Below are 19,175 nucleotides of genomic sequence, written 5' to 3'. Positions count from 1 at the left end.
CTTGCACCGCCCCGGACGATCTGTCAAGACTGGAGCCCCGCCGTGACCCCACCCCGCCTGCAACCCCTGCTGCACGACCTCGTCGGGCTGGTCCACGCCCCGACCAGCGCGCTGGGCGACGCGGCCGGACAGGTCCGCCCGTCCGGCGTGCAGGGCGTCTTCCACGCCGACGCCCGCGTGCTGTCCCGGGCCGAGCTGCGCGTCGACGACCGCGAGCCCGAGGCGCTGGCCCGGGGGCCCGTCGGCCCGCACGCCGCCCGCTTCGCCGGCCTCGCCCGGTGGCTCGGCGACCCCGGGCCCGACCCGACCGTCCGGGTCGACCGGGTCCGCCGCCTCGCGCCCGCCGGCCTCGCCGAGGAGATCCACGTCGTCTCCACCGCCACCACCGGGGTACGGGCCACCGTCAGCGTCGACCTCGGCTGCGACCTCGCCCCGATCGAGCTGGTCAAGTCCGGCGACGCCGCCGACCCGCTGGCGGCACGGGCCGACGGCCCCGGCCGCCTCGCCTGGTCCGGCGGCGGCACCACCGTCACCGTCACCGGCGAGGGCGCGACCGTCGACGCCACCGGCGACCGGGCCACCACGCCCCGGCTGAGCTGGCCGGTCGAGCTGCCCCCGCGCGGCGCGGTCACGCTGCGCTGGCGGCTCGCCGTCGACGACCCCCGCGCCGTGGTGACCGCCCCGCCCGCCGCACCCACCTGGGCCCGCCCCGAGGTCACCGCCGACGACCGGCGGCTGGTGCGCCTGCTCGACCGCTCCCTGGACGACCTGCACGCCCTGCGCCTGGCCGAGCCCGCCCACCCCGGCGACGTCTTCCTCGCCGCCGGGGTGCCCTGGTTCCTCACCCTCTTCGGGCGCGACAGCCTGTGGGCGGCCCGGATGCTGCTGCCGCTGGGCACCGAGCTGGCCGCCGGCACGCTGCGGGTGCTGGCCCGGCGGCAGGGCACGCGGGTCGACCCGGCCACCGGCGAGGCCCCCGGCAAGATCCTGCACGAGCTGCGCCGGCACGAGTTCGCCGCCGGTGCGGGGCTGCGGCTGCCCCCGGCGTACTACGGCACCGTCGACGCCACCATGCTCTGGGTCGCGCTGCTGCACGACGCCTGGCGCTGGGGGCTGCCGGCCGAGCAGGTGCAGCCGCTCCTGCCGCACCTGGAGGCCGCGCTGGCCTGGCTCGGCGAGCACGCCGACGCCGACGGCGACGGCCTCGTCGAGTACGTCGACACCACCGGCCACGGCCTGGCCAACCAGGGCTGGAAGGACTCCGGCGACGCCGTCCGGTTCCGCGACGGCCGGCAGGCGCAGGCGCCGATCGTCCTGGCCGAGGTGCAGGGCTACGCGTACGAGGCGGCGGTCGCCGGTGCGGCGCTGCTGGACGCGTTCGACCGCCCCGGCGGGGACCGGTGGCGCGCACACGCGGCCCGGCTGGCCGACCGGTTCCGGGCCACCTTCTGGGTCGACGGGCCGCACGGCCCCCAGCCGGCGCTGGCGCTGGACCGGGACAAGCGCCCGGTCGACTCGCTGACCAGCAACATCGGCCACCTGCTCGGCACCGGGCTGCTCACCGCCGACGAGTCGGCGCAGGTGGCCCGGCTGCTCACCACCGAGGCCCTGGCCGGCGGCTTCGGGCTGCGCACCATGTCCACCGGCGACGCCGGGTTCAGCCCGCTGTCGTACCACTGCGGGTCGATCTGGACCCACGACACGGCGATCGTGCTCGCCGGGCTGGCCCGGGCCGGCTACCGCACGGCGGCGCTCGGCCTGGCCGACGGGCTACTCGCCGCCGCCGAGGCGTTCGACCACCGGCTGCCCGAGCTGTACGGCGGCGACGACCGGGAGCTGCTCGGGCGGCCCGTGCCGTATCCGGCGGCGTGCCGGCCGCAGGCGTGGTCCGCCGCGTCGGCGGTGCTGCTGCTCCAGGCCGGCGTCGGGCTCTACCCCGACGTGCCGGCCGGCCGGGTGCGCCTGGCCCCGCTCGCCGGCCCGGGGCTCGGCGCCCTCGCCGCGCGCAACCTGCGCGTCGCGGGCGACCGGGTCGACGTCACGGTCACCGCCGCCGGCGAGGCCACCGTCGACCGCCTCCCGTCGGCCCTGACCGCCACCCCGGTCCCCGCCCCCCGCGCCGCCGCCGAGGCGGGCGTCAGGGGGTCGGCGCGGTGACCAGCTCGGCGACCACCTCGTCGTCCTCCAGCTCGCCGGTCGGGGCGAAGCCCAGGCGGGGATAGAGGATGGCCGCGGCCGGGTTGTCGGGGTGGTACGACAGGCGCACGGCGGCGCAGCCGGGCTGGGCGCACAGCCACGTCGCCAGGGTCGCCACCGTGGCCGCCCCGACCCCCCGGCCCTGCTCGGCGGCGTCGACGACCATCCCGCCGATCCAGCGGGCGCCGTCGTCGTCGACGCCCCACATGACGTGCCCGACGACCGTGTCGTCGGCGTAGACGGCCAGGGAGGTCCACACGTCGCCGCGCAGGCTGGTCAGCAGGTAACGGGCCGCCATCGGGTAGACCCAGGCGCGCTGGTCGTCGCGGGGCGCCACGTCGGCGACGGCCCGCCAGTTGTCGTCGTCGACCGGGCGCAGGGTGACGTGCCGGCCGGCGCGGTCGCGGAGCTTCGAGTCGATCACCCGGGGCAGCCTAGGTGCGGCGCGGCCGGCCGGCGACTGCTTTCCCCGCCGGGGCCGGCCCGCCCGCGCGGTGCCGGCCCGGCGGGCGCGCCGCCCGTCAGTCGAGCAGCGGGTCCAGGCCGATGGTCAGGCCCGGGCGGGTACGCACCGCGCGCACCGCCAGCAGCACGCCCGGCATGAACGACACCCGGTCGTACGAGTCGTGCCGGATGGTCAGCGTCTCGCCGGCCGTGCCGAACAGCACCTCCTGGTGGGCGACCAGGCCGGTGGCGCGGACGGCGTGCACGCGTACCCCGTCGATGTCGGCCCCCCGCGCGCCCGGCACCTCGTCCTTCGTGGCGTCCGGGGCGGGGCCCAGACCGGCCTCGGCGCGGGCCTGCGCGATCCGGCGGGCGGTGTGGGTGGCGGTGCCGCTGGGGGCGTCCAGCTTGCGCGGGTGGTGCTGCTCGATGATCTCGACGGACTCGAAGTGGCGGGCCGCCCGCTCCGCGAACTGCATCATCAGCACCGCGCCGATGCCGAAGTTGGGGGCGATCACCGCGCCCACCTCCGGCCGGGCGGCCAGCCAGTCGCGCACCTGGTCGAGCCGCCGCCCGGTGAAACCGGTGGTGCCGACCACGGCGTGCACGCCCGCCTCGACGCACCAGCGCAGGTTGTCCATCACGACGTCGGGGGTGGTGAAGTCGACTGCCACCTCGGCCCCGGCGGCGGCGGACAGGTCGTCGCCCTGGTCGAGCGCCGCCACCAGCTCCATGTCGGCGGCCGCCTCGACGGCCCGGCACACCTCGACGCCCATCCGGCCCCGGGCACCCAGCACGGCGACCCGGATCGGCCCCTGCGGGCCCTTCCCCTGCTCGTCAGTCACGGCCACAACCTATCCCAGCCGCACCGGCCGCACCGGGCCGGTCGCCGGCCGTCCCACGGCCGGACGCCGACGCCGCCGCGACGGGCCGGGCTGCCGGTCAGGCGGAGAAGTCGCGCTCGCCGAACGGGCCGACGACGGCCAGGGACATCGGCTGGGCCAGCAGCTCGGCGGCGAGGGTGTTCACGTCGGCCACGGTCACCGCGTCGACGCGGGCCAGCAGCTCGTCCACCGGCATCAGGTCGCCGTAGAGCAGCTCGCCCTTGGCCAGCCGGCTCATCCGGGAGCCGGTGTCCTCCAAGCCCAGCACGAACGAGCCCTTGCTCATCCCCTTGCCCCGGGCCACCTCGGCCTCCGTCAGCCCGTCGGCGGCCACCCGGCGCAGCTGGGCGCGGGTCAGCTCCAGCACCTCGTCGACCTTGCCGGGGGCGCAGCCGGCGTACACGGCGAACACGCCGCTGTCGGCGTACTGGCTGGCGTAGGAGTAGACCGAGTACGCCAGGCCGCGCCGCTCCCGGATCTCCTGGAACAGGCGGCTGGACATGCCGCCGCCGAGGACGTTGTTGAGCACCCCGAGGGCGAAGCGCCGCCCGTCGACGCGGTCGATGCCGGGGCAGCCGAGGATGACGTGCGCCTGCTCGGTCTCCTTCGGCTCGACCAGGGTGGCCGCGGGCTGCACGCGTACCGCCGGGGTGGCCGACCGGTGCGGGGCCGGCGCCGCCGGGCCGGTGTCCAGCGGGGTGCCGGCGAGCGCCTCGCGGACCAGCCGGACCACGACCGCGTGGTCAAGGTTGCCGGCGGCGGCGACCACGATCTGCGGCGCGGTGTAGTGGCGGCGGTAGAAGTCCTGGATCTGCCGGCGGGTCATCGGGGTGACCGTCTCCTCCGTGCCGGAGATCAGCCGGCCGAGGGGGTGGTCGCCGTAGACGGCGCGGGTGAACAGGTCGTGCACCTCGTCGCCGGGCTCGTCGTCGTGCATGGCGATCTCTTCGAGGATGACGCCGCGCTCGGTCTCCACGTCGGCCGGCTCCAGGAGCGAGTCGGCGACCGCGTCGCACATGACGTCGATGGCCAGCGGCAGGTCCTCGTCCAGCACGCGGGCGTAGTAGCAGGTGTATTCCTTCGTGGTGAAGGCGTTCGTCTCGCCGCCCACCGCCTCGATCTCGGCGGAGATCTCCAGGGCGGTGCGCTTGTGGGTGCCCTTGAAGAGCAGGTGCTCCAGGAAGTGCGCGGCACCCGCCTGGGGGCCGGTCTCGTCACGGGAGCCGACGGACACCCAGATGCCGAACGACACGCTGCGCATCGCGGGGATCGCCTCGGTGAGCACGCGCAACCCGCTGGGCAGCACGGTACGGCGTACCGTCCCGCCCAGCGGGTCGTCACTCAGCGTGCGGGTGACCGCGCGGGCCGACCCGCCGGCCCGCCCGGGCTGCCCCCCGGCGGCGTGCCGGACGGCCCCGGACGGGGCCACCCCCCGTCGACCCGCAGGGAAAGACGCGCGCTGGGCCCGGCTCACGGAAACCTGCTCTCAGTTCGACGAGGGGTGGGTGGTGCGGTGCCGCCGGCCGCCCGGGACGGGCGGCCGGCGGTGGTGGGAACGTCAGCTGTGCCGGGTCCGGCGGCGCGGACGCTCGCCGCCCTCGCCACCCTCGCCGCCGCCCTGGCCGCGCTCGCCGCCGCCCGGACCACGACCGCCCCGGTCGCCGCGCTCGCGGTCCCCGCGGTCACGCGGGCCCCGGTCGCCGCCCCGGCCGGCCGGACGCTCGTCGCCGGCGACCTCGCCGGTGGCGGCCGGCGCCTCGGCGCCCTCCGGGCGGACCTTGTCCAGGTAGATCTTGCCGCGGGCGTCGATGTCCGCGATCTCCACCTCGACCTTGTCGCCGACGTTGAGGAAGTCCTCGACCTTGTCGACCCGCTTGCCGTCGCCCACCTTGGAGATGTGCAGCAGGCCGTCGCGGCCCGGCAGCAGCGAGATGAACGCGCCGAACGCGGCGGTCTTGACCACCGTGCCCAGGAACCGCTCCCCCGCCTTCGGCAGGGTCGGGTTGGCGATCCCGTTGATCCGGTCGACGGCGGCCTGGGCCGACGGGCCGTTGGTCGCGCCGACGTAGATGGTGCCGTCGTCCTCGATGGAGATCTCGGCGCCGGTCTCGTCCTGGATGGCGTTGATCGTCTGGCCCTTCGGGCCGATCACCATGCCGATCTTGTCGACCGGGATCTTGACGGTGGTGACCCGCGGCGCGTACTCCGACATCTCGGCCGGTGCCTCGATGGCCCGCTGCATCACCTCGAGGATGGTCTGCCGGGCCTCGTACGCCTGCTGCAGCGCGGCGGCCAGCACGTCCGACGGGATGCCGTCGAGCTTGGTGTCGAGCTGGAGGGCGGTGACGAACTCCGGCGTGCCGGCGACCTTGAAGTCCATGTCGCCGAACGCGTCCTCGGCACCGAGGATGTCGGTCAGCGTCACGTACCGCGTCTTGCCCTCGACCTCGTCGGAGATGAGGCCCATGGCGATGCCGGCCACCGGCGCCTTCAGCGGCACACCGGCCGAGAGCAGGCCCAGCGTCGAGGCGCAGACCGAGCCCATCGAGGTAGAGCCGTTGGAGCCGAGCGCCTCCGAGACCTGCCGGATGGCGTACGGGAACTCCTCGCGCGAGGGCAGCACCGGGATCAGCGCCCGCTCGGCGAGCGCGCCGTGGCCGATCTCGCGCCGCTTCGGCGAGCCGACCCGGCCGGTCTCACCGGTCGAGTACGGCGGGAAGTTGTAGTTGTGCATGTAACGCTTGCGGTTCTCCGGCGAGAGGGTGTCCACCATCTGCTCCATGCGCAGCATGTTGAGGGTGGTCACGCCCAGGATCTGGGTCTCGCCGCGCTCGAACAGCGCCGAGCCGTGCACGCGGGGCAGGACGCCGACCTCGGCGGTCAGCGGGCGGATGTCGCGCGGGCCCCGGCCGTCGATCCGGACCTGCTCGCGCAGCACCCGGTTACGGACCTCGGACTTGGTCAGCGACCGGAACGCGGCGGACAGCTCCTTCTCCCGGCCCTCGAAACGGCCGCCCAGCTCCTCGGCGACCTTGGCCTTGATCCGGTCCAGGGCCTCCTCGCGGTCGGCCTTGCCGGCGATCTTGAGGGCCTCGGCGACCTCGGCGCGGGCCACGTCGGCCACCGCGTCGTAGACGTCGGGCTGGTAGTCGAGGAAGACCGGGAACTCGGCGACCGGCTTGGCGGCCACCTCGGCCAGCTCGCTCTGCGCGCGGCACAGCTCGCGGATGGCCGGCTTGGCGGCCTCCAGGCCGCTGGCGACGACCTCCTCGGTCGGCGCGGTGGCGCCGCCCGCGATCAGGGTCACGGCGTGCGGGGTCGCCTCGGCCTCGACCATCATGATCGCGACCTCGCCGTCGGCGAGGGTGCGGCCGGCCACGACCATGTCGAAGGTGGCCCGGGCCAGCTCCTCCAGGGTCGGGAAGGCCACCCACTGGCCGTCGACGTGCGCGACCCGGGTCGCCCCGATCGGGCCGGAGAACGGCAGGCCGGAGAGCTTGGTCGACATCGACGCGGCGTTGATCGCGACCACGTCGTACGGGTGCTGCGGGTCGAGCGCGAGGACGGTCTCGACGACCTGGACCTCGTTGCGCAGGCCCTTGACGAACGACGGGCGCAGCGGCCGGTCGATCAGCCGGCAGGTGAGGATCGCGTCCTCGCTGGGCCGGCCCTCACGGCGGAAGAACGAGCCGGGGATCCGGCCCGCGGCGTACATCCGCTCCTCGACGTCGACGGTCAGCGGGAAGAAGTCGAACTGCTCCTTCGGCTGCTTGCCGGCGGTGGTGGCGGACAGGACGACCGTCTCGCCGAGCTGGGCGACGACGGAGCCGGCGGCCTGGCGGGCCAGCCGGCCGGTGGAGAAGGTGATCTCGCGGGTGCCGAAGGACCCGTTGTCGATCACGGCGGTGCGGGACTCGGTGCCGAGGTTGTGCTCGGTCATAGTGCGGTGGTGCTCCTTCGCATCGGGGGGTCCGCGACGCGGGGAGCTGCTCAGACGGCCGGTCTTCGATCGAAGCGCCCGGGGTGCCGGCAACTGCCGGGGCTCCCGGGGGCCACTACCGGAGACCGGTACGCTGACCGGCTCCCTGTCGGGTGGTCGCGCGGCCCCTGTTGTTCCTTCGTGCCCTCAGACCCTGAGGGCCGTTCTTCGTGCCCGTTGTTCTTCGTGCCCGGTTGTTCTTCAGTGCCCTCACACCGTGAGGGCCGTTCCTTCGGTCACCGGGAGGTGGCCCCTTCCGGACCTTCCCTCCGGCCCGACGGCCTGTTCCGCCCGATCCCGGACGCCGAACGGGCGTTCAGGTGGTGGACGCCGAACGGGGGAGCGACCCGCGCGGGCCGCTCCCCCGTGACGTCATCGGCGCAGGCCGAGCCGCTCGATGAGCGACCGGTAGCGGTTGATGTCCTTCTTCTGGACGTAGTTGAGCAGCCGACGGCGGCGGCCGACCAGCAGCAGCAGCCCACGGCGGCTGTGGTGGTCGTGCTTGTGCACCTTCAGGTGCTCGGTGAGCTCGGCGATCCGCTTGGTGAGGACCGCGACCTGCACCTCCGGCGAGCCGGTGTCGCCCTCGGCGGTCGCGTACTCCGCGCGGATCTTGGCCTTGGCTTCCTGGTCGAGCGCCATGTTCTCCCTGTTTCGTGGGTTGTTCGGTGATGTCCGTCGGATCGGTCAGGGGACCGGAAACGGACCGGCTCCTCGCTCCCGCGGCGTCGTGCAGGCACGCGAGGCCCCACGTCGGTCAGCCGACGTCCCCGCCAGCCTACCAGCCCCGCGCGGAACCGCCCGCCAAGGCCAGCCGGGCGGGCCCGGCGGCCGGCCTTGGCGGGCCTTGGCGGGCGGGCCTTGGCGGGCCCGGCGGGCGCTTCCGCTGGCCGGCGAGCCGCTCGCGCGCCACGTCGGCGAGTTGCCGGCGCGCCACGCCTGGCTGGCTTGCCCGCGAGCTGCCCGCACGCCATGTCGGCGACATGGGGGTATCCCGGCGGCGGGAAGCCGCCATGTCGCCGACATGGCGGCGGCTGCCCGCGCGCCGTGGCGGCACCCCGCGCGCCGTGGCGGTGCCACACCCGGAGGCATGGCGGCGGCCCGACCGATGGGGCACGCCGCCAACCGGCCGCTGGGCCGACCCGGCCTGGCGGTCAGGCGATGCCCAACATCCGGCGGATCCGCGCCACGTCCTGGTTCATCTGGGCGATCAGCGGCTCCACCCCGTCGAACCGCACCTGGCCGCGCACGTGCTCGGTGAAGTCCAGGGCCACCCGCTCGCCGTACAGGTCGCCGGAGAAGTCCAGCACGTGCGCCTCGACCCGCCGGTCCCGGCCGGAGAACGTCGGGTTGGTCCCCACCGAGATCGCGGCGGGCATCCGCTCCCGGCCGTCCTTGCGCAGGAACCAGCCGGCGTAGACGCCGTCGGCGGGCACGGCCGCGTGCGGGTGGCAGAGCAGGTTGGCCGTCGGGAAGCCCAGCTCCCGGCCGCGCTGGTCGCCCAGGACCACGACCCCCTCCAGCCGGTGCGGACGGCCGAGCGCGGCCGCCGCCGCGGCGACGTCGCCGGCGTCGATGCGGGCCCGGATGTACGTGGACGAGAAGACGGTGTCGTCCTGGGCGACCAGCGGCGCGTCCTCGACGGCGAAGCCGAACGTCCGGCCGAGCTCCTCCAGCAGCGCCACGTCGCCGGCCGCCCGGTGCCCGAACCGGAAGTTCTGCCCCACCACCACGAGGGTGGCGTGCAGGTGCTCGACCAGGATGTCGTGCACGAACGCGTCGGCGGGCAGCCGGGAGAACTCCGGCGTGAACGGCACCACGCAGAGCACGTCCACGCCCAACGCCTCGATCAGCTCGGCCTTGCGGGTCAGCTCGGTGAGCACCGCCGGATGCGAGCCGGGGCGGACCACCTCGGCCGGATGGGGGTCGAACGTCACCACCACCGACCGCACCCCCAGCTCACGGGCGCGGGCCACGGTGTGCCCGATCGTCGCCTGGTGGCCCCTGTGCACGCCGTCGAAGACGCCGATGGTGACGACCGAACTGCCCCAGCCGTCGGGCGTGGCGTCGTACCCCCGCCACCGCTGCATGACGCTCCTCCCCTGTCGTTGCCCCTGCCGGCCTCGGCCGGTCGTACCCCGCCGGCCGGGGCCGGCGGTCACCTGTCCCCGCCGTCACGCCGGGGCGAGCACGATCTCCGCGCGCGCCCGACCGTCCCGCTCGCTGACGATAGCGATCAAAGCGCCGTCGGGGCCGAAGACGGCGTACGGCCCGGCGATCCCGACCGGGTCGAGCGGGCCGCCGTGGGAGAGCACCTTCGCCTCGTCGGCGGTGGCCTCCCGGCGCGGAAAGAACCGGTCGGCCGCCGCGTCGAGGGGCAGGTTCACCACCTCGGGGGCGCGCCGCTCCAGCTCGTCGAGGGTCGCGGCCTCGCCGAGGGCGAAACCTCCGACGGCCGTACGGCGCAGCGCGGTGAGGTGGCCGCCGACCCCGAGCGCCAGGCCCGCGTCCCGGGCCAGTGCCCGGATGTACGTGCCGGACGAGCAGGTCACGTCGATGTCCACGTCCACCACGCCGGGCGTGTCCCGGCGGACGGCCAGCACGTCGAGGCGGCTGACGGTGACCCGGCGGGCGGGCAGGTCGACGCTCTCGCCGTCGCGCACCCGCTTGTACGCCCGCTCGCCGTTGATCTTGATGGCGCTCACCGCGCTCGGCACCTGGTCGATGTCGCCGGTGAGCGCGGCGAACGCCGCCCGGACCGCCTCGTCGGCGACGGCGTCGGCCGGCGTGACGGTGATCACGTCCCCCTCGGCGTCGTCGGTCACGGTGGCCTGCCCGAGCCGCACGGTGGCGGCGTAGCTCTTCCCGGCGCCGATCACGTACGTCAGCAGCCGGGTGGCCCGGCCGACCCCGATCACCAGCACGCCGGTGGCCATCGGGTCGAGGGTGCCGCCGTGCCCGACCCGCCGGGTCCGCGCCAGGCGACGGATCCGCGCCACCACGTCGTGCGACGTCATGCCGCCGGGCTTGTCGACCACGATCAGACCGTCTGCGCTCACGACCGCCAAGCCTGCCAGACGGGGTCACGCCCTCCGTCACCGCACGGCCCGATACGGCTTTCCCTGTGGTGGGAAGGGTGCCTACCGCACGGCGCCGACGACCGCCCAGCCGCCGGAGCGCAGTCGCAGCAGCAGGGCCGCCAGCCGGAGCAGCACGAACAGCGTCAGCCCGGCCCAGATGCCGCCGAGACCCAGGTCGAACGCGTACGCCAGCCAGATCGCCGGCAGGAACCCGCCGAGCGCGGCGACGATCGTGAGGTTGCGCAGGTAGCGCACGTCACCCGCGCCGATCAGCACCCCGTCGAGGGCGAACACCACGCCGCCGATCGGCTGCAACGCCACCAGCCACGGCCAGGCGACCGCGGCCTGCCCGCGTACCTGGTCGTCGGAGCTGAACAGGCCGGGCACGACGCCGGCCCCGGCGGCGATGAGCACCGCGAACGCCACGCCACAGACCGCGCCGAGCAGCGCCATCCGGCGGGCCAGGGCCCGGGCGACGGCGGCGTCGCCGGCCCCGAGGGCCGCCCCGACCAGCGCCTGCGCGGCGATCGCGAGGGCGTCGAGCACCAGGGCGGTGAAGAACCACAGTTGTACGGCGATCTGGTGCCCGCCGACGGCCGCCGCCCCGAACCGGGCGGCCACGGCGGTGGCGGACAGGAAACTCGCCTGGAAGGCGACGCCCCGCACCAGCAGGTCCCGGCTGAGCAGCAGTTGCTGGCGGATCACCCGCAGGCGGGGCCGCAGGGCCACCCGCTCGCGGGCCAGGGCGGCGGCGAACAGGCCGCCGGAGAGGGTCTGCGCCAGCGCGTTCGCCACCGCCGAGCCGGGCAGCCCCCAGCCGACCGGACACCCCAGCCCGCCTCAGAGCCCCGCGGAGAGCAGGTTGGCGCCGAGCACGAACCACAGTGGCCGGCGGGTGTCCTGCACCCCGCGCAGCCAGCCGTGGCCGGCGGCGGCGAGCAGGCCGCCGGAGAGGGTCTGCGTCAGCGCGTTCGCCACCAGCGAGCCGGTCAGCCCCCAGCCGACCGGATAGACCAGCACGACGCAGAGCACCGCGGAGAGCAGGTTGGGGCCGAGCACGAACCACAGTGGCCGGCGGGTGTCCTGCACACCGCGCAGCCAGCCGTTGCCGGCGGCGGCGAGCAGCAGGCCGGGCGCGCCGAGCGCGGCGACCCGCAGCCACCGCGCCGCCGCGTCGGCGACCTCCCCGGGACCGGCCAGCGCCTCGGCCAGCGCACCCGCGCCGAACTGCATGCCGGCGGCGACCAGCACCCCGACCGCGAGCGCGAGCCAGGACGCCTGCACCCCCTCGGCGACGGCGGCGGGGCGGTCACCGGCGCCGAAGCGGCGGGCGGCCCGTCCGGTGATCCCGTACGCCAGGACGGTGCCCAGCCAGGCGATCAGGGTCAGCACGGTGCCGGAGACGGCGAGCGCGGCCAGCGGTACCCGGCCCAGGTGGCCGATGACCGCCGTGTCGACCAGCACGTAGAGCGGCTCGGCGGCGAGCACCACGAGCGCGGGCAGGGCCAGCACGGCGATCCGGCGCGGCGAGGCGACGGCGGGCGGGGCGGAGGCAGGGGCGGGTTGAGTCATCGAGGCCGATCCTGGCATGGCCCAGGTAAGGGCTGCAAGAACAACGGCCCCTTACTCGAAGCTCACGGCCGTCTTCGGCGGAGTGGTCACCGAGGCGATCACCCTCGAACAGGGAAAGAGTGTCCTCGACGTCGAGCGGACACCACTCTTTCCGGCATCGAGCGCGATCTTCGAGGTGGCGCGGGCACGGCGCGCACGGCGCGGGCGCGGGCAGCCGGGCGACCGCACGGTCCAGGGGGCTCCTGCCGGCACCGGAGCTGCCGACGACCAGGATCGCCGCATGACCGACGAGGGCAGCCGGGGCGAGGGCTCAGGGGGCGTACCGGTCGGGCGGGACCGGTCGGGCGGTGATGCCGACGGCGCGGGGCGTCGGCGGCATCACCGCCGGTCGACGTGGGTCACTGACGGGTGTCCATCGACGTCTGGAGCGCGCGGCGGGCCTGCTCGCGCGCCTCGTCGGTGTTCTCGGGCTTGGGCTTGCTGGGCATGGTGATTCCCTCCAGGGATGCGGGTCACGGGGACACGGTGGCCCGACGGCCGGTCGTGCTGGACGCCCGTCGGCGGCCCGGGATCACCGGAGCGGCCGGTCTGGACGCGTGCGCCCGGGTCGGTCCGACCCTGGGGGGAGACGGCGTCGGGTGCGACGCCACCGCCTGCGGACCAGCGCCGCAGCCACGGCACCGATCGATTCCCAAGTTATCGTTCAGGTCCACATGCTGCCCACTGTTCCCGCCATCTGGACGCGACGAGGGCTGCCCGCGAGGTGCCGGCCGGGCACCCGCACCGGCCACCGGGGGCCCACGGTCGGCACCCGGTCAGCGGGCGAGGAAGTGCCAGCCGAGCCACCACCAGAAGCCGAACAGGCCGATCCGGCCGACGGGGACGGGGCCCACCTCGTATCGCATGACGTAGGCGCAGACGTCGGCCAGCGACGGGATGCGCGAGCCCGGGCGGCGGGCCGCCCACTCGACGGCGGCGAAGAGCGCCAGGGCGGTGAGGAAGCCGCCGATGGCGAGGGCCCGCATCATCGCCGCACCAGCCCCCAGAACGCGGCCAGCCAGGCGAACCAGGCCGCGGAGCGGACCAGCTCGTCCTCCAGCAGGGGGTCGGCCAGCCGGGAGAAGGTGGGGAACTCGTCGCCGACGGCCAGCACGAAGGTGACCCCCTCGAAGACGCCGAACACAGCCACCGGAAGCACCCACCAGACCGCCCCCGCGCCGAGCCGGCGCGGCGCCGGCCGGCGCGGCACCCGGTTGCCCAGGCCCAGCCAGATCAACGCTCCCCCGGTGCCGAGGGTGTAGAGGTTCGCCGAGGCGGAGAACGAGGGCAGTTGCCCACCGACCAGGGAGAGACAGACCAGCACCGGCACGGTGACCACGGGGCGCTCCCACGCCCGGGTCTCCGCGACGGAGAGCTCGCTCGGGTGCTCCATCCCCCGATTCTCCCCGCCATCACGCAGCGCAGGAAGGCCGACACCCCCCGGAGTCGTCCCTGATCTACGCCTCGATCAGCGCCTTGTCCAGCTCGGCGCGGATGCTGGCCACCACGTCGTCGGCGCTGCCCCGGCCGGTGAAGCCGGCCGCGAACGTGTGACCGCCGCCGCCGAGGGCGACCGCGACCCGGCTGACGTCCACCGCGCCCTTGCTGCGCATCGAGACGGCCCACTCGTCGGGGCGGACCTGCTTGACCACGCAGCTCACGTCCGCCTCGGCGGTGCACCGCACCGAGTCGATCAGGGCCTCCAGCACGTACGGTCGCTGGTCGTGCCGGGCCAGGTCGTCGAGCGTGGCGTACGTCCAGACCAGGCCGTTGCCCCCGGCCGCCGTGGGCTCCAGGCGGGCCCGGCACATCACCTCGCCGAAGAGCCGCACCGCCCCGAAGGGTCGGGTGTCGAAGACCCGGCGGGAGATGTCGCCGGGGCGGATGCCGGTGGCCAGCAGCCGCGCCGCCAGCTCGTGCACCGCCGGGGTGGTCGCCTCGAACCGGAACGACCCGGTGTCGGTGGTCAGGGCGACGTAGAGGCCCTCGGCGATCCCCGCGTCCAGCCGCACCCCGAGGCGGGCCAGCAGCTCCTCGGCCACCACGGAGGTGGCCGCGGCCCGGGGGTCGACGAGGTTGATCCCGCCGAACCGGGTGTTCGACGCGTGGTGGTCGAGCACCAGCGCCGTGCCGGCCGTGGCGAGCCGGTCGACCAGGCCGCCGAGCCGCGACTCGCTCGCCGCGTCGAAGCAGACGACCAGGTCCGGCGCGGGGTACGCGTCCTCCTCGGGGACCAGCAGGTCGAGGCCCGGCAGCGCGCGGAACGGCTCCGGCACCTCCGGCGGGCCGGGGAAGGTCGCCCGGAGCTGGCGTACGCCGAGCTGGCGCAGCCCCAGCCCGAAGCCGAGCATGCTGCCCAGCGCGTCGCCGTCGGGGTTGACGTGGCAGATCAGCTGGACCTGCGCGTCGGCCGGCAGGTCGCGTACGGCCGCCACGGCCGCCGCCCAGTCGGCCTCCCCGGGCCCGGTGCCGGCCGCGCCGGCCGCCGGGTCGGTCACGGCCGGTCCGCGCCGCGCGGTGCGTCGGAGTCGGCGGCGGAGCCAGCGACCTCGTCGGCCTCGCCGTCGGCCTCGTCGGAGTCCTCGTCGAGCCGGTACGGCTGGGCGTCGCCCGCGTACGTGGCCCGGGCGGCGAGGCGCTGCACCTCGGCGTCGGCGTGGCGGGCCGCCGCGAGCAGGTCGTCGATCTGCTTGACCTGGTCCTGCACGTCGTCGAGGACGAACGTCAGGCTCGGCGAGTGGCGCAGCCCGAGGGCCTTGCCGACCGTGCTGCGCAGCATCCCCTTGGCGCTCTCCAGCGCCGCCGCCGTGCTGGACTGGGCCGCCGCGTCACCGAGGACGGTGTAGAACACCGTGGCGTCGCGCAGATCGGCGGTGATCCGGGCGTCGGTGATGGTGATCATGCCGAGCCGCGGGTCCTTGATCTGACTCCGCACCACCGACGCGACCAGTTCGCGAATGCGCTCCGCGTGCCGGCGTACCTTGGCCGGATCCGTCATCTCGCCCACCTCCACGGCGTCGGACTCCCGGTCGGGCCGGCGGCGCGGGGCACCGCCGGATCCGACCGGCCAACAGTTCGAACATTACCTTCGCGATCGGGCCGACCGCCGGTGCAGGGCGGCACCGCCGCACGGTCAGTCGTCGTCGCCGTACAGGCGTCGGCGGACCGACAGCAGCTCGACCTCCGGGCGGCCCGCCACGAGGCGCTCGCAGGAGTCGAGCACCTCGCGCACGTGCGCGCCCTCCGCGGCCACCACGGCCACGGCTATCTCCGCCCGACCGTGCAGGTCGAGCGCCCCCACCTCGGCGGCCGACACCTCGAAGCGGCGCAGCGCCGCCACGATCGGCCGTACGTAGGATCTCTTGGTTTTGAGCGACCGGGAGTCGCCCGGCAGCAGCAGGTCGAAGACCACGGTTCCGGTGAACATCGCCCCGGACGATACCCGCGGTGACCCCCGCATGATCAAGGGGTTTACGCCGTTGCGGGCGTAAACCCCTCGATCAGTGCGTCGGACGCGTCAGGCGCGCGGCTTCTCCCGCATCTCGAAGGTCTCGATGACGTCGCCGACCTGGACGTTGTTGTAACCGCCCAGCGTCAGACCACACTCGAAGCCCTCGCGGACCTCCGTCGCGTCGTCCTTGAACCGCTTGAGGGAGCTGATCGTGAGGTTGTCCGCCACGACCGACCCGTCCCGCAGCAGCCGCGCCTTGGCGTTGCGGCGGATAATGCCCGACCGGACGATACAGCCGGAGATGTTGCCGACCTTGGACGAGCGGAACACGTCGCGGATCTCCGCGCTGCCCAGCTCGACCTCCTCGTACTCCGGCTTGAGCAGCCCCTTGAGCGCGGCGTCGATCTCCTCGATGGCCTGGTAGATGACGGTGTAGTACCGGATCTCCACGCCCTCGCGGTCGGCCATCTCGCGGACCTTGTTGGCGGCCCGCACGTTGAAGCCGATGATCGTGACCGCCTCGGACGAGGCGCTCGCGAGCATGACGTCGCTCTCGGTGATCGCGCCCACGCCCCGGTGGATGATCCGGAGCTGGACCTCCTCGGGGATGTCGAGGTTGAACAGCGCGTCCTCGAGCGCCTCCACGGAACCGGAGACGTCGCCCTTGAGCACCAGGTTGAGCGAGGTCTTCTCGCCCTCCTTGAGCTGCTCCATGAGCGTCTCGAGCGTGGCCCGGCCGCGGGAGTTGGCGAAGGACGCCGCCCGCCGTCGTGCCTGCCGCTGCTCGGCGATCTGCCGCACCGTGCGGTCGTCGGCCGCCGCGAGGAAGGTGTCGCCCGCCCCGGGGACCGCGGTGAGACCGAGCACCAGCACCGGACGGGCGGGGCCCGCCTCGGCGACCTGGTTGCCGTTCTCGTCGAGCATCGCCCGGACCCGGCCGTGCGCCCCACCGGCGACGATCGAGTCGCCCGCCCGCAGGGTGCCCTTCTGCACCAGCACCGTCGCGACCGCGCCCCGGCCCTTGTCCAGGTGTGCCTCGATGGCCACACCCTGCGCCGGCCCGTCGATCGGAGCGGTCAGCTCCAGCGACGCGTCGGCGGTGAGCAGGACGGCCTCAAGCAGGTCGTCGATGCCGATGCCCGGCTTCGCGGCCACGTTGACGAACATGGTGTCGCCGCCGTACTCCTCGGCGACCAGCCCGTACTCGGTCAGCTGCTGGCGGACCTTGTCGGGGTTGGCCTCCGGCTTGTCGACCTTGTTGACCGCCACCACGATCGGCACGTCCGCCGCCTTGGCGTGGTTGAGCGCCTCGATGGTCTGCGGCATCACGCCGTCGTCGGCCGCCACCACCAGGACCACGATGTCCGTGACCTGGGCACCACGGGCACGCATGGCGGTGAACGCCTCGTGACCCGGGGTGTCGATGAAGGTGACCGCCCGGTCCTCGCCCTCGTGCGGGACGTGGACCTGGTAGGCGCCGATGTGCTGGGTGATGCCACCGGCCTCACCAGCGACCACGTTCGCCTTGCGGATCGCGTCGAGCAGCTTGGTCTTACCGTGGTCGACGTGACCCATGACGGTCACGACCGGCGCACGGCTGACCAGGCGGTCCTCCGCGACCTCGGCGTCGAGGTCGATGTTGAACTGCGCGAGCAGCTCGCGGTCCTCGTCCTCCGGGCTGACGATCTGCACGTCGAAGCCGAGGTGCTCACCCAGCAGCAGCAGGGTCTCGTCGGAGCAGGACTGGGTCGCGGTGACCATCTCGCCCAGGTTGAACATCTCCTGGACCAGCGAACCCGGGTTGGCGTTGATCTTGTCGGCGAAGTCCGACAGCGAGGCGCCACGGGAGAGCCGGACGACCTGACCCTGACCCCGGGGGGCACCCGAGCTCATGGTCGGGGCCGACAGGTTGTCGAACTCCTGTCTGCGCTGCTTCTTGGACTTGCGACCCCGCGTCGGCTTGCCACCCGGACGCCCGAAGGCACCCGCGGCGCCACCGCCACGGCCGCGACCGCCACCACCCGGACGGCCACCGCCGCCGGCCGGGCCACCCGGCCGGAAACCGCCACCGGCGCCGGGGGCACCGCCGCCGCCACCGGGACCGCCACGGTAGCCACCGCCACCGCCGCCGCCACCGGGACCGCCACGGTAGCCACCGCCACCGCCGCCGCCACCGGGACCGCCGCGGAAGCCGCCACCGCCACCGGGACGACCGGCACCGCCGCCACCGCCGGGACGACCCGCGCCAGGGCCACCAGGGCCACCGGGGCGGCCGGGACGCTGGCTCGGCATGGACGCCGGGCTCGGCCGGGGCGGCATGGAGGCCGGGCTGGGCCGCGGCGGCATCCCCGCCGGGCTGGGCCGGGGGCCGCCGGCACCGGCGGCCGGGGGCCGCTGCTGCTGCTGACCGCCCTGGATGCCGAACGGGTTGTTACCGGCGCCGCGCGCCGGCGGACGACCGCCCGGCCGGGCGCCGGGGCCCTGGCCCTGACCCGGGCCACCGGGGCGACCGGCGGCCGGGGAACCCGGGCGGGGCGGCATCGCGCCCGGACCGGGACGCGGGCCGGGACGGGGACCGCCCTCCGCCGGAGGCTCCCGGCGAACGTTCTCACGCTGCTGCTGGCGGGCGGCCTGGGCGGCCTTGACCGCGGCCTCCTGCTCGGCCTTCAGCGCGGCGGCGCGCGCCTCGGCGGCGGCCACCTCGATGTCGTGGGCACTCGCCGGCTTGGCGACCGGGGTCGCCGTCTGCGGCGGGCCGGGGACCGGGCCCTTGGGCTTCGGTCCGGGGGTCGGCGGGCCGGGCCGCCGGGGCGGCATCGGCTTCGCCGTGACCCGGGGGGCACCCGGGGTCGGGGACGGCGTCGGAGTCGGGGTCGACGTCGGGCTCTGGGTGGCCGCCGGAGGGGCGGACGGCGCCGGCGAGCCGGCGGAGGCGACGAAGGCGTTGCGCAGCCGACGGGCGACGGGCGCCTCGACGGTGCTGGACGCGGACTTCACGAACTCGCCCATTTCCTTCAGCTTGGCGAGAACTGTCTTGCTTTCGACCCCGAGCTCCTTGGCAAGCTCGTGTACGCGGGCCTTACCTGCCACTGCACTCCTCACTCCGAGGTCGTGCGGGCAGCACCCGCAGCGACCTCACTCCTGCACTTGAAGCCTGGTCATTTCAGGGACTTCATCGTGTGCTCATGTCGGTCGTCCTACCTTGCTAGCGACCCTCGCCCGGTCGGGATGACCGGACGTAGTGGTTGGCGCATCGACGTGCTCGGCCAGCACACCGTGGTCGACGACCCCGGTGACGCGCAGCGCGCGCCCGAAGGCACGGCGGCGCACTGCCAGCGCGAAGCAGGCCGGATCCGGGTGCATGTTCGCTCCCCGACCCGGCAGCCTGCGAGCCGGATCGGGCCGGAGGCTGTGACCAGCCTCGTCGCCGACCGCGACGATCCGCAGCAATTCGCTGGCCGGCGCACGTCGCCGGCAGCCCACACAGGTGCGCTCCGGCAGCGCGCGTCGTACCACTGGAAGAAGTCTAC

Annotated in this window: 15 protein-coding genes and 2 pseudogenes; 1 reads left to right on the top strand and 16 read right to left on the bottom strand. The window is 74.7% G+C overall.

Translation table 11 applies throughout. The features are described 5' to 3' along the window. Positions 1–42 precede the first annotated feature (42 nt). On the top strand, positions 43–2,157 hold the full coding sequence (locus TK50_RS09595; protein WP_144420199.1) for an amylo-alpha-1,6-glucosidase: 2,115 nt from the start codon (positions 43–45) through the stop codon (positions 2,155–2,157). Here TK50_RS09595 and TK50_RS09590 read toward each other — a convergent pair. From TK50_RS09590 to TK50_RS32875, 16 genes and pseudogenes are all read right to left on the bottom strand, one after another. Then, positions 2,138–2,620, bottom strand: coding sequence for a GNAT family N-acetyltransferase (locus TK50_RS09590; protein WP_043962421.1), 483 nt, complete (start codon positions 2,618–2,620; stop codon positions 2,138–2,140). The two genes, TK50_RS09595 and TK50_RS09590, sit on opposite strands and share 20 nt — an antisense overlap. Positions 2,621–2,717: 97 nt before the next feature. After that, complete coding sequence (gene dapB / locus TK50_RS09585; protein ID WP_043964180.1) at positions 2,718–3,485, bottom strand: 4-hydroxy-tetrahydrodipicolinate reductase; 768 nt, start codon at positions 3,483–3,485, stop codon at positions 2,718–2,720. A 97-nt stretch (positions 3,486–3,582) separates the two neighbouring features. Next, complete coding sequence (locus TK50_RS09580; RefSeq protein WP_043962420.1) at positions 3,583–4,953, bottom strand: M16 family metallopeptidase; 1,371 nt, start codon at positions 4,951–4,953, stop codon at positions 3,583–3,585. Positions 4,954–5,082: 129 nt separating this feature from the next. After that, positions 5,083–7,464, bottom strand: a complete 2,382-nt coding sequence (locus TK50_RS09575) for a polyribonucleotide nucleotidyltransferase (RefSeq protein ID WP_043962419.1) — start codon at positions 7,462–7,464, stop codon at positions 5,083–5,085. Between the two features lie 411 nt (positions 7,465–7,875). Further along, on the bottom strand, positions 7,876–8,145 hold the full coding sequence (gene rpsO / locus TK50_RS09570) for a 30S ribosomal protein S15 (RefSeq protein ID WP_043962418.1): 270 nt from the start codon (positions 8,143–8,145) through the stop codon (positions 7,876–7,878). 512 nt (positions 8,146–8,657) lie between these two features. Then, positions 8,658–9,593, bottom strand: coding sequence for a bifunctional riboflavin kinase/FAD synthetase (locus TK50_RS09565; RefSeq protein ID WP_043962417.1), 936 nt, complete (start codon positions 9,591–9,593; stop codon positions 8,658–8,660). An 84-nt stretch (positions 9,594–9,677) separates the two neighbouring features. Next, entirely contained in the window at positions 9,678–10,562 is an 885-nt protein-coding gene (gene truB / locus TK50_RS09560) for a tRNA pseudouridine(55) synthase TruB (protein WP_043962416.1), read from the bottom strand. Between the two features lie 81 nt (positions 10,563–10,643). Beyond that, positions 10,644–11,408 (bottom strand): annotated as a pseudogene (locus TK50_RS35700) (MATE family efflux transporter); the annotation flags it as partial. 183 nt (positions 11,409–11,591) lie between these two features. Beyond that, a pseudogene (locus TK50_RS35695) lies at positions 11,592–12,155 on the bottom strand (MATE family efflux transporter); the annotation flags it as partial. A gap of 815 nt (positions 12,156–12,970) precedes the next feature. After that, complete coding sequence (locus TK50_RS09550) at positions 12,971–13,180, bottom strand: DUF6186 family protein (protein ID WP_176734147.1); 210 nt, start codon at positions 13,178–13,180, stop codon at positions 12,971–12,973. Beyond that, positions 13,180–13,587 carry a hypothetical protein gene (locus TK50_RS09545; protein ID WP_043962414.1) on the bottom strand — a complete coding sequence of 136 codons (408 nt, stop codon included), beginning with the start codon at positions 13,585–13,587 and terminating at the stop codon, positions 13,180–13,182. The genes TK50_RS09550 and TK50_RS09545 overlap by 1 nt, the downstream gene beginning before the upstream one ends. 64 nt (positions 13,588–13,651) lie before the next feature. After that, on the bottom strand, positions 13,652–14,692 hold the full coding sequence (locus TK50_RS09540; protein ID WP_043962413.1) for a DHH family phosphoesterase: 1,041 nt from the start codon (positions 14,690–14,692) through the stop codon (positions 13,652–13,654). Continuing rightward, the gene (gene rbfA / locus TK50_RS09535; RefSeq protein WP_043964178.1) at positions 14,689–15,192 is read right to left on the bottom strand and encodes a 30S ribosome-binding factor RbfA; all 504 of its coding nucleotides are present in this window, start codon (positions 15,190–15,192) and stop codon (positions 14,689–14,691) included. Before rbfA ends, TK50_RS09540 begins: the two co-directional genes overlap by 4 nt. Positions 15,193–15,327: 135 nt before the next feature. Then, positions 15,328–15,621, bottom strand: coding sequence for a DUF503 domain-containing protein (locus TK50_RS09530; RefSeq protein WP_043962412.1), 294 nt, complete (start codon positions 15,619–15,621; stop codon positions 15,328–15,330). A gap of 90 nt (positions 15,622–15,711) precedes the next feature. Beyond that, complete coding sequence (infB, locus tag TK50_RS09525) at positions 15,712–18,735, bottom strand: translation initiation factor IF-2 (RefSeq protein ID WP_043962411.1); 3,024 nt, start codon at positions 18,733–18,735, stop codon at positions 15,712–15,714. 93 nt (positions 18,736–18,828) lie between these two features. Further along, complete coding sequence (locus tag TK50_RS32875) at positions 18,829–19,161, bottom strand: YlxR family protein (protein ID WP_077936697.1); 333 nt, start codon at positions 19,159–19,161, stop codon at positions 18,829–18,831. Positions 19,162–19,175: the final 14 nt, after the last annotated feature.

It is taken from the genome of Micromonospora haikouensis (assembly GCF_000876225.1).
Lineage (GTDB): Bacteria > Actinomycetota > Actinomycetes > Mycobacteriales > Micromonosporaceae > Micromonospora > Micromonospora haikouensis.
Note: the sequence above shows the minus strand (reverse complement) of the source record. Positions and strands in the feature narration are given on the sequence as shown.